At 47.5% G+C, this 11,790-nt stretch carries 6 protein-coding genes; 3 read left to right on the top strand and 3 right to left on the bottom strand.

Going from position 1 to position 11,790, the window contains the following annotated elements:
• Together QUB51_RS02335 and QUB51_RS02330 are read left to right on the top strand one after the other, a co-directional pair.
• A partial coding sequence (locus QUB51_RS02335) for a calcium-binding protein (RefSeq protein WP_333264528.1) occupies positions 1-1,650 on the top strand: 1,650 nt, incomplete at its 5' end.
• Positions 1,651-1,962: 312 nt separating this feature from the next.
• A complete protein-coding gene (locus tag QUB51_RS02330) occupies positions 1,963-6,126 on the top strand; it encodes a choice-of-anchor Y domain-containing protein (protein WP_333392971.1) in 4,164 nt (1,387 codons plus the stop codon).
• An 877-nt stretch (positions 6,127-7,003) separates the two neighbouring features.
• On the opposite strand, the gene QUB51_RS02325 is transcribed toward QUB51_RS02330, so the two are convergent.
• Positions 7,004-7,204 (bottom strand): hypothetical protein, encoded by a 201-nt coding sequence (locus tag QUB51_RS02325; protein WP_333260053.1) that lies wholly within the window; start codon positions 7,202-7,204, stop codon positions 7,004-7,006.
• A gap of 212 nt (positions 7,205-7,416) precedes the next feature.
• Positions 7,417-9,033 (bottom strand): Ppx/GppA phosphatase family protein, encoded by a 1,617-nt coding sequence (locus QUB51_RS02320; RefSeq protein ID WP_333055233.1) that lies wholly within the window; start codon positions 9,031-9,033, stop codon positions 7,417-7,419.
• 210 nt (positions 9,034-9,243) lie between these two features.
• On the opposite strand from QUB51_RS02320, the gene QUB51_RS02315 reads away from it, so the two are divergent.
• Positions 9,244-10,128, top strand: coding sequence for a 4-hydroxybenzoate solanesyltransferase (locus tag QUB51_RS02315; RefSeq protein WP_333260050.1), 885 nt, complete (start codon positions 9,244-9,246; stop codon positions 10,126-10,128).
• 499 nt (positions 10,129-10,627) lie between these two features.
• Here the strand turns inward: QUB51_RS02315 and QUB51_RS02310 are convergent.
• Positions 10,628-11,790 (bottom strand): tetratricopeptide repeat protein (locus QUB51_RS02310; RefSeq protein ID WP_333260047.1); only part of this gene is annotated, 1,163 nt, incomplete at its 5' end.

The following is an 11,790-nucleotide window of genomic DNA, read 5'->3' as shown; positions in this document are numbered from 1 at the left end:
ACCCCAACCGGAACTCCGACTCCCACGGAAACTCCGACTCCCACGGGAACTCCGACTCCCACGGAAACTCCGACTCCAACCGGCACTCCGACTCCAACCGGCACTCCAACTCCAACCGGAACTCCCACTCCAACTCCCACGGGAACTCCAACTCCCACGGGAACTCCAACTCCCACGGGAACTCCAACTCCAACCGGAACTCCAACTCCAACCGGAACTCCAACCGCAACTCCAACTCCAACTCCAACCGGAACTCCAACTCCGACTCCCACCGGAACTCCCACTCCAACTCCCACGGAAACTCCAACTCCAACCGGAACTCCAACTCCCACGGGAACTCCGACTCCAACCGGAACTCCAACTCCCACGGAAACTCCGACTCCCACCGGAACTCCCACTCCAACTCCCACCGGAACTCCAACTCCCACCGGAACTCCAACTCCCACCGGAACTCCAACTACCACCGGAACTCCGACTCCCACCGGAATTCCAACTCCCACCGGAATTCCAACTCCCACGGGAACTCCAACTCCCACCGGAATTCCTGTTGACTCTGACAGCGTTCAAGGGGGCGATACCGATTGCATTTGCGAACAGATTACCCTACCCGCGATCGGTTCGATTCCGGGCCCGAATTCTGTCGATCGCACTTTCAATGGCACTGACGGCGACGACTTCCTCATCGGCAGCAATCTCAACGACGTTATCAGCGGTTTCAACGGCGACGACGTTCTGCTGGGCGAAAAGGGCAACGACAATATTTACGGGGGACTGCCCACCAATATCCCCCTTGGCCCGAATGCAGACAAAGACTTGCTGTTTGGCGGCAATGGCAATGATTACCTCAACGGCGCCGGCGGCGACGATCGCATTTTCGGGGGTAAGGGCGATGATGTGGCGATCGGTGGCAAAGACGATGACTTGATTTGGGGCGACAAGGGCAATGACACTCTAGTTGGGGCTCAGGGTAACGACTGCTTGTTTGGCGGCAATTTTGACCCGTCTAGCCTTGACTCGACTGGACGCGATTTGCTGTTTGGCGGTGCGGGCAACGACTTCTTGAATGGGGGAGATGCTGCGGATACTCTAAGCGGTGGCGAGGGCAATGATACGGTTTATGGCGGCAAGGGCAATGACGTTGTGGTGGGGGGTACTGGCAACGATCGGCTGTTGGGCGATCGCGGCAGTGATAGCATTTGCGGCGACGATGGGGACGATACTATTTTCGGAGACAGTGCGATCGACTTTAACGGCGAGGCAGATTCCCTGTGCGGCGCTGCTGGCAACGATCTGATGTTTGGCAACGGCGGTTCCGATAAACTGTGCGGCGATGAGGGCAACGATACTCTCTACGGCGGCAAAGGTGACGATTGTCTGATTGGGGGTTTGGGAAATGATATTCTCAACGGCGGCATTGGGCGCGATCGCTTTGTTTTAACAGCAGGTGAAGGCAGCGATCAAATTACTGATTTCACAAAAGGTGAAGATTTGCTGGTGTTAGCGGGCGGTCTAACTTTTTCTCAACTTAGTATTACCCAAAGCGCTAATGCAGCTTTCATCAGGATTGGTGAGAACGGTCAACTGTTGGCTGCTTTGAATGGAGTGCAAGCTAGTGCGATCGATCTGAATGATTTTACCATCTTCGGGTAAGCACAACTTAATTAACTAAGGTGCGTACTCCGCACCTTAGTTAATTATGTAGGGTTGACAGCGCGTAGCTTGCCCCTATGAGCAGTGTATCAAATCACTTTTTGCGTCCGGGAGTGCGATCGACAATACTCCAAGCTTTTGCTTGACACTGCTCTGCACTCCCGGTATTATTTTAGTAATAAAAATGACTTAAAAAAGCCACTTTACGGAGAAACTACTGACAGTGTATTTACGTAAATAAAAATTAAATGTAAAAAAATTGATAGTAGTTGGCAGCTAATACATAATCATCTCAAATTTAGGTGCATCTAGATGGGACAGATAATTATTAACGAATTCCGGCGGGACGGGCAATTCCAGGGGAATGAGTATGTGGAACTGCTGTTGACGGAAGATGTAAGCGCAACTCAGCTTCAGAGCTATTTTGTAGGCGACTCAACTGAGCCAACAGTAGCTAAATATTCAGCTTATCGATTTACTAATATGGCAAGTATTGCTCCTGTGTTTAAAGCAGGAACAATACTTACGATCGGCGGTTCGCCTGCCGATCAAGAGATTGCCTACAACCCCATACCGTCGGGAACAAACAACGATTGGAACATTCGATTGAGTCCCCAAGGTGGATTTTTGACAAAGCTGCTCCCAGCCGGAAATTTTCATGGGAATTTCGCGGAGTCAGATGTTGTTTATGTTGATAATGCTAGCACTACAAATACCGATACAATAGATTCGATCGCCTGGAGGAGTCCAGGAACAGGAACTCACGGAGCCTTTGGGAGTGCAGCTAAGGTGCAAATTCCAGCACCACCCAACGGGGGTAATGTTGAGTTTTCCAGCGCTATTGGCGGCATCAACAGAACTGCTAGTTATACTATAGATAGTCCCGGCTCCTTGGGTTTGCCCAACGGCGGAATTAACAGTATTTATATTAACAGTCTCCGCAACCGATCGGTTAACATTGCTCCCAATTTGGCAACTCCTAATGTTAATCCGCCGATCGCAATTAATGAAAATATACCCAGCGTCGCTAACACAGGCTTTAGTATTTTTAACATCACTAGCGAGTTAGGAAGTGACGCTAATGGCGATCCTTTGGGTGTCGCAGTCACCGCTGCAGACAATACTAACGGTAACTGGCAATTTTCAACAGATGGCAATACTTGGACAAATTTCGGTGCAGTGTCGGAAACTTCAGCAACAGTGCTCGGCCCGACTCCTCTTTATAATGGCTTACTTGGTAACACTCCCAGTTCTCAAAATTGGCTGTCTTTGACTAACTCAAATTTTGCTTCTCCTACCGCTACAGCTTCAGAATTTTTTAGCGGTAATGGAGTTAATTTAAACAGCAGTGCGGACAATAGCATTTATGCTGGCTATACAAATAATCCTTTAAATCCGTCATTTCCCCCGCTCGATCGCACTACAGGCTTTAGCTTGTCTTTTAATCTCCAAATTATCTCGGAATCCCGCACTAATCAAAATCGGGCGGGTTTTAGCATTGTTGCTGTTACTAGCGATCGCAAAGCCATTGAAATCGGTTTCCAGCGGCTATCTGAAAACTCTGGCAATATCTTTGCACAAGGCGACGGCATTACTCCCAACCTAGTCGGACAAACCAACGGCTTATTTGTTGCAGCAGAGAATGTTGCTTATAACACCAATATTGCTACTAACTACACTCTCAGAGTTCAAGGTGACAATTACTTTCTTTCCGATGGCAGCGATATCATACTAACCGGCCCGCTGCGCGATTATTCAGGATTTAGCGACCAGATAGATCCTTACGAAACTCCTAATTTTCTATTCCTCGGTGACGGCACTAACTCGGCGCAAGCTAACATCAACCTGACGGGGGTTTCCCTGCAAACGCCTGCGAGAGTCCGCTTTGTACCCAACCCAGACTATTACAGTACCCCTGGAAGCGAACCAACAATTACTTTTCGGGCATGGGATGGAAGTAACGGAGTGGGTAACGGTACTGCGGGCGTCAATGCTTCAGTTACTGGGGGAACAACGCCGTTTAGCACTAATAGTTTAACAAGTTCGATCGCAGTTAATCCAGTCAACGATCCACCTTCGTTTGTCAAAGGGGTCGATCGCACTCTCAGCAGCAATTCGGGGCCACAAACCATCCCCGGATGGGCGACTGCGATTTCTCCAGGCCCTAACGAATCAGGACAAACTGTGGCTTTTCAAGTGGTAGGGAATGATAATGCTGCTTTGTTTAGTGTACAACCTGCGATCGACTCGGTGGGGACGCTAACCTTTACACCGATGCCGGGGGCGATCGGCAGTGCTAATATAACTCTAAACCTGAGAGATAATGGCGGTAGAGATAACGAAGGACTCGATACTTCTGATACCCAATCGTTCATTATCAACCTCACTAATCCAGGCACATTTAATTTCAGCAACGCCAACTACAGCGTTAATGAAAACGGTCAATTTGCCACAATTACCGTTACTCGCACTGATGCTAATGTGGCTGCTGCTGTCAGTTACAGTACAAGTAATGGCACTGCTAATGCTGGTAGTGACTATAACCAGAAATCGGGAACATTAAATTTTGGCATTGGCGAAACTACTCAAACTTTCACGATTCCAATTGTGGATGATTCAGAGATAGAAGAGAAGGAAACTGTTAATTTAACTCTGAACAATCCCACTAACAAAGCAGATTTAGGAGCAATTTCTAGTGCTGTTTTGACTATTGTAGATACAACTCCAACTCCGACGCCGACGCCTGCGGAAACTCCAACTCCCACGGGAACTCCGACGCCTGCGGAAACTCCAACTCCCACGGGAACTCCGACGCCTGCGGAAACTCCGACGCCAACTCGGACTCCGACGCCTGCGGAAACTCCCATTCCGACGCCTGCGGAAACTCCGACGCCAACTCCAACTCCGACGCCTATTTCCACTGCGACGCCAATTCCGACACCGACGCCAATTCCTGCGGAAACTCCCATTCCGACGCCTGCGGAAACTCCGACGCCAATTCCAACTCCGACGCCTATTTCCACTGCGACGCCAATTCCGACACCGACGCCAATTCCTGCGGAAACTCCCATTCCGACGCCTGCGGAAACTCCGACGCCAATTCCGACGCCAATTCCTGCGGAAACTCCGACGCCTGCGGAAACTCCGACGCCAATTCCGACGCCAATTCCTGCGGAAACTCCGACGCCTGCGGAAACTCCGACGCCAATTCCGACACCAATTTCGACATCTGGAGAAACTCCAATCCCAACGGCTAAACCTGGGGAAACACCGATCGCAACTGACAATTCGATCGCCCAAACCACATCTCCAACAACAGAAACCCCCACACCGGCGCTAATTCCTGCTGCTTCGGAAGACTGTATGTGCGATCGAATTACTTTAGCCGATCGCACTTCCATTCCCGGCCCGAATATCCCTGAAAATACCCTCAACGGTACTGACGGTAAAGATACTCTAACCGGCAGCAATATTAATGACATCATCAACGGTTTCAATGGCAGCGACTGGCTAAAGGGCTTATTCGGCAGCGACAATATTTACGGTGGCCTTGCTAGCCCAGTTACTGTTGGCGCGGATGCAGACAGCGACACCATATTTGGCAACGAAAATAACGACTATCTCGTCGGCCACGCTGGGAATGACCTTATTTATGCGGGTAAAGATTCTGATGTGGCGATCGCAGGCAAAGATAATGACATAGTTTGGGGCGACAAAGGCAACGATACCCTACTTGGCGATGAAGGTAATGACAGTTTATTTGGTGGCACTTCTGAGGCGTCTGACGGTGGCTTGACAGGAAAAGATTTGCTTTTTGGCAATAATGGCAACGACGTTTTATACGGACAAGAAAGCGAAGATACTCTTTCTGGCGGCGAGGACAATGATACCTTACACGGCGGCAAAGATAACGATATAATTTGCGGTGATTCTGGCAATGATTTGCTGTTTGGAGAGTTGGGAAATGACACCATCTGCGGCGGCAATGGCGAGGATACGATTTTCGGAGATATTGACAATATCGCGAGGGATGCTAGCAGTCAAAAAGATTATTTGTGCGGCGGTAGTGGCAATGATTTAATTTTTGGTAATGAAGATGCCGATCGATTGTTCGGGGGTGACGGTAGCGATACTCTCTACGGCGATAATGGTGATGATACTTTGATTGGGGGAATTGGCGACGACTGGTTGAGGGGAGACTTCGGAAACGATACGCTGCAAGGGGGAAGCGGGCGCGATTACTTTTTCTTGACTGCGGGAGAAGGCCGCGATGTCATCGCTGATTTTACGCAAGGTGAAGATTTATTAATTTTGACGGGAGGGTTAACGGTCGATCGACTCAGCATAGTTGAAGAAAACACTACAACTTTTATCAAAATTGCCAACACGGATCAAATCTTAGCTAGCCTAAAAGGTGTGCCAGCTAATCTCATCACTCAACAGGATTTTACAGTAATTGGACTACCTGGTTTGTAGATAATATGGAATCCGGTTGTATCAGAACGATCGCTAATATCATGTCCGATCGATTAACCATAATATCCCGGTGGGGGCGGGTTTTTGAGATGGTCAATTATTGGCAGGTATTGTTGGTGAGGGGAACCCCTACAAAAATCGCGATCGCTCGACTGGACATGATATTATATCATGTCCGGTGTGCGATTCGTTTAACCTAAATGGGTAGGTTCTCCTATCCAGGGACGGTTAGCCTAACTCCTAGAAGTTAGTGATAACTGATTACACTTATGGGTGAGGCATTAAGTCAAGTCCCAGTCCGCAGGTGCAGCGGTAAAAGCATATCCCCTATTTTGTTGGGTAGCAACTAACAGGATAAAGCGGGGATAAAAGGCAGAAAGACTCTTAGCCTTGGGGGGTAGCTGTCGAGCAAGAACATATGCGTAGCGAAAGCAAAAATGTGTCTGAACCACCGTTATGATAGATGGTCAAACGGCTGACTGACGCCCGCCAAAAGGCAAGGATAGGGCATAAGCAATTATCGGATTGACTTATCAGCACTGCCCAAAAAACCCGGTGGATAGCATTACGCTGTCATGTTCAACCAATGTGTAATCGGAACGAAGTAAAGCATTCATAGCCCTTAATAACATAAGTAGGTTGCTAGCCGTAAGCTGTGAATGTGAGGGATGGTTGCAGAAGCCAATGCTCTGCTGTAATAGCAGAGATATGCTGACAGCGCCGGGTGGTGTAAAAGATAGAGACTAAGTAACCCTTTAAAAGCCTAATGCCACAGAAAAATCTGATGGTGGGATGTAGGGGTAAAAGGAAAACTATCAAGCGGTATAAATCATCTCGTGATGCGATCTTACTGTATCCATAACCAGGATTACATCATTCAGGAGCCGTGTGCGGTGAAAGTCGCAAGCACGGTTTTGTAGGAGAGATGGTAGGGGACACTCTGCCATCGACTCTCTAACCAATTAACCATGATTTCTGTAGGGGCGGGTTCGCCAAGATATTGAATAGAAACCGGAAAATCTGTAAACCCGCCCCGGCCTTTAATCGCGATCGCTCGACCGGACATGATATGAGACATTACTTCAATCTTTCGTATAGCGTCAGCAAATAGTCATATTGCATTGATTTCTCCTCTCTAAAATTAATCCACGCTGCCTTCTGAAGGCAGGCTAGGGCGATCGGGAGGACTGTAGAGTCAAACACAATATTGGTAGTAGACTTGGGATTAAGTTAAAACTGTAGGGGACGCGCGCACCCTACAGTTTCTCGTTTTCAGGCTCGGCTTTGTATTTAAACCGGAACCAGAGTCGGTTCCAAAGTTGCCACTAATTTGAGATTGTACTCATATTCAAAACACGGCTTTTTATAATCCAAACTCCAGAGTTCCAGAGCGCAATTGTCTTCGGGATTGAGCGGCTGCAACCGTAAGTGAAACTCTCGAACTTCCGGGCGGTATTCGCATTTAAAATCAGAAATTGCGCCAATCTGCCGCCTGTCTAAAGCCACAGCTAACCGCAGAAAAGGATGCAACTTACTGACAACCTCCCGGTATTTTTTCGGAAGAATAATAAAATTTTCGTGCTTCTTTTTAGGAGGATTTTTCCGGTGATAGCGAGCCAAATTGGCAATTACTTCAATCTCAGTTTCAGTGTAGCCCAATAACTCACCATTGCGAATTAAATAGTAAGAATGCTTGTGGTGCGCTGAATGACTGACGTACAAACCGCAGTTGTGCAGAATCGCGGCAGCCCACAGCAACTCGCGTTCTTCGCTTCCCCAATAGTGTAGAATTCCTTGAGTTTGGTCGAAGAAATTGAGCGCAAATGCTGCGGTTCTTTCGCTTTGTTCTAAATTGACTTGATATTTGTCAGCCATGTGGAGAATACTGCGCTGGCGGATGGAACCTTGATAGCGCAAGCGGTTTTCAATCAAACCGTGGCTAAGCATCCAGTCAACAATTACGCCTTCTCTCAGAGAGCGATCGCAAACAGTCAGCGATTCAATTCCTAATAGTATCATAGCTTCCTGCAAAATCATAGATCCTGCCAGAATAATTTCCGCCCGCTTGTCCGACATTCCCGGAATTGCCAACCTTTCGGCATAAGAAAGTTTGCGAAAACGATTGACTAAATCGCGTAAATCTTTTAAACTTAACTGATATCCAGCCAGCGGACTCGGCACTGTTCCCAACTTTTCGCGAGCGTTAATTGCAGCCAGAGTTTCGATGGTTCCAGCAGTGCCAATCAAGCGCAAAGGTTCGCCCTCATGGAATTGAGATCGCAATTCGTCGATCGGTCTTTCCAGCGAAATCCGAATATAAGCTTGCAAATAAGCAAACTCCTCCTTGCTAATCGGGTCAGTTTTGACAAATTGTCCTGTTAAGCGAACAGCACCAATTTTTGTACTGGTGAGACAGCGAGGTTCAGAACTATCTCCTAAAATCAACTCCGTAGAACCGCCTCCTATATCAATAATCACCTGGGACTGATTGTTAAATTCCATACCCGAAAGAACGCCGAGATAAATTCTCCGCGCTTCTTCTTGACCGGAAATTAAACTCACATTCAGGTCTAATTCGTCAGCAACTTGTTTGAGAAAATCTCGCCCGTTAGGGGCTTCCCGAACCGCACTGGTAGCCACAGCGATAATTTGTTCAGCATTGATAGTTTTAGCAATATCTAGAAAACGGCGCAAAGTTGCGATCGCCCTTTCCATCACATCGGGCTTCAAGCAGCCTGTTTTAACCTCACAATCGCCCAACCGAACCGTATCTTTTTCTCTAGCAATAATCGTAAACGCGGGTAATTTCGGATCGATGCGCGCCACCACCATGTGAAATGAGTTAGTACCCATATCAATAGCAGCAATAATGCGATTTGACTCCGCAGACGGAAGTGAATTAACCATTGGAGTATCGGGGTTGACAGATATTTATGATTATTTCACGAATCCAGTTAGGCATTCTATTAAATTAGCAAAAATTTGGAATTGCTGACTGGGCAAGACTTTCACCTGTTTTAAATTTCGGCAGAAGTGCGATCGCCAGCAGAGATAGTAAGTGATTGTGCCTAAAATTTGATAAAATTTAGAGTTAAAAATATCAAATCTAGAATTGAAATGCTTACACAGCCCGATCGCCAACCCGAATCCACATTGCTAACCGTCGTGAGGCTTTTGAGATGGGACAAACCAGCAGGAAGGCTGATTTTAATGATTCCAGCCCTCTGGGCCGTCTTTTTAGCAGCAGACGGGAGGCCGCCCGCAGCATTGGTGGGCGTGATTGTGTTGGGTACCTTAGCCACGAGTGCGGCTGGATGCGTCATCAACGACTTGTGGGATCGCGATATCGATCCCGAAGTAGAAAGAACGCGATCGCGCCCGCTAGCATCCCGCGCCCTCACCGTGCAAACTGGGATAGGAGTTGCATTAATTTCCTTTGCTTGCGCCGCGATTCTCGCTTTTTATCTCAATCCTTTAAGCTTCTGGCTGTGTGTCGCCGCCGTACCAGTAATTATCTGCTATCCACTGGCAAAACGATTCTTTCCAGTGCCGCAATTAGTGTTATCAATTGCTTGGGGTTTTGCCGTTTTAATTAGTTGGAGCGCCGCCGTGGGAGAACTAGAATTAGCGACTTGGTTGCTGTGGGGTGCAGTCGTGCTGTGGACGTTAGGATTTGATACAGTTTATGCAATGAGCGATCGGGAAGACGATTTGCGTTTGGGAGTGAATTCCAGCGCGATATTTTTCGGGAATAATGCTGCTAATGCTGTGGGCTTTTTCTTTGTTGGTACTGTCGGTTTGTTAGCGGCGATGGGGATTAATTTACACTTGCACATTGGTTTTTGGTTGGCAATTATTGCGGCGGCGATTTTGTGGTTTTTGCAGTACAGTCAACTGCGGAATGCGGATATTCCTAAGCTTGTTTACGGTCAAATCTTTCGTCAAAATGTTTGGGTGGGGTTTGTGATATTGGCGGGGATGATTGTTGGGGAGATTTTTTAGACCCCGCCTAGGTGAGTGGAGGATGATTTCTTCGCACCCGAAAATTTTGTCCTCTACTAATTTGATTGCTTTTTCTAGATTATTCTACTTTGGCTAAAGGCGATTAGTAGTTGGTGTCGAGGCAGTTAGTGTAATAATTATATCCGTATATCAAACGGTTAATGTCAGCGAATGAGGTATAATTATGAGCCTGCTTTCACACTTTACTGGAACTATCAAAAATACAGCGTATTCCAAGTTTATGAAGTGTAGGGACACGGCAATGCCCAAGGAGTGTCAACTTAAGCCTGAAAGCCCGCCAAGTTCTCCCGCCCACCCGCTAGTCCGCCAGGGAATGAATTCCCTGTCTAATAGCTAAAGTCCTCTTAAGAGGACTAATGAGTTCTTCAGTCCTCTTAAGAGGACTTTAGCTTTGAGGCAGGGGTTTCAACCCTTGCCGGACTTATACTTTTCAGGAGTTGGTGAGTCATCTGAAGGCATGATTATTCTCAGTTTATCGCTACTGTTCGGATAGTTTTTTCACGTTGTCAACAGCCCGTTGATACCAAATACCTGTATTCCCTTGTTGCTTATACAAATCAGCGGCTTTTTGGTAATCTTCGATTGCACTCTGTTTGTCGTTAATAGCAGATTTGACAGTCCCCCGATTGTAGTAGGCAATAGCATTGTTAGGATTAAGCCCAATAGCCCGATCGTAATCTGCGATCGCCTCTTCTTTTCTCCCTAGGGCAGATTTGGCTGCACCCCGATTGACGTAGGCATTAGCAAAGTTAGAATCAAGCTGAATAGCCCGATCGTAATCTGCGATCGCATCTTCTTTTCTCCCTAGGGCAGATTTGGCTGAACCCCGATTGCTGTAGGCATTAGCATGGTTAGAATCAAGCTGAATAGCCCGATCGTAATCTGCGATCGCATCTTCTTTTCTCCCTAGGGCAGATTTGGCTGCACCCCGATTGTAGTAGGCATCAGCAAAGTTGGGATTAAGCTGAATAGCCCGATCGTAATCTGCGATCGCATCTTGGTTTTTCCCTAGGTTATACTTGGCTGAACCCCGATTGTTGTAGGCAAAAGCATAGTTGGGATCAAGCTGAATAGCCCGATCGTAATCTGCGATCGCATCTTCTTTTCTCCCTAGGGCATATTTGGCTAAACCCCGATTGTAGTAGGCATCAGCATAGTTGGGATTAAGCTGAATAGCCCGATCGTAATCTGCGATCGCCTCTTGTTTTCTCCCTAGGGCAGATTTGGCTAAACCCCGATTGTAGTAGGCAAGAGCAAAGTTAGAATCAAGCTGAATAGCCCGATCGTAATCTGTGATCGCCTCTTGTTTTCTCCCTAGGGCATATTTGGCATAACCCCGATCGTTGTAGGCAATATCATAGTTAGGATTAAGCTTAATAGCCCGATCGTAATCTGCGATCGCATCTTCTTTTCTCCCTAGGGCATATTTGGCATAACCCCGATTGTAGTAGGCTATAGCATGGTTAGAATCAAGCTTAATAGCCCGATCGTAATCTGCGATCGCCTCTTGGTTTCTCCCTAGGGCATATTGGGCAACACCTCGACAGAAGTAGGCAAAAGCATGGTTAGAATCAAGCTTAATAGCCCGATCGTAATCTGCGATCGCATCTTGGTTTCTCCCTAGGGCACACTTGGCAACAC

The organism is Microcoleus sp. AT8-A3 (assembly GCF_036705675.1).
In the GTDB taxonomy this organism is placed as follows: Bacteria; Cyanobacteriota; Cyanobacteriia; order Cyanobacteriales; family Microcoleaceae; genus Microcoleus.
The sequence above is the reverse complement of the archived record's forward strand: the minus strand, read 5'-3'. Positions and strand labels throughout refer to the sequence as shown.

Coding starts and splice junctions, on each gene's coding strand:
- QUB51_RS02330 (WP_333392971.1), top strand. CDS start 1,963: ATGGGACAGATAATTATTAACGAATTCCGGCGGGACGGGCAATTCCAG.
- QUB51_RS02325 (WP_333260053.1), bottom strand. CDS start 7,204: ATGTCTCATATCATGTCCGGTCGAGCGATCGCGATTAAAGGCCGGGGC.
- QUB51_RS02320 (WP_333055233.1), bottom strand. CDS start 9,033: ATGGTTAATTCACTTCCGTCTGCGGAGTCAAATCGCATTATTGCTGCT.
- QUB51_RS02315 (WP_333260050.1), top strand. CDS start 9,244: ATGCTTACACAGCCCGATCGCCAACCCGAATCCACATTGCTAACCGTC.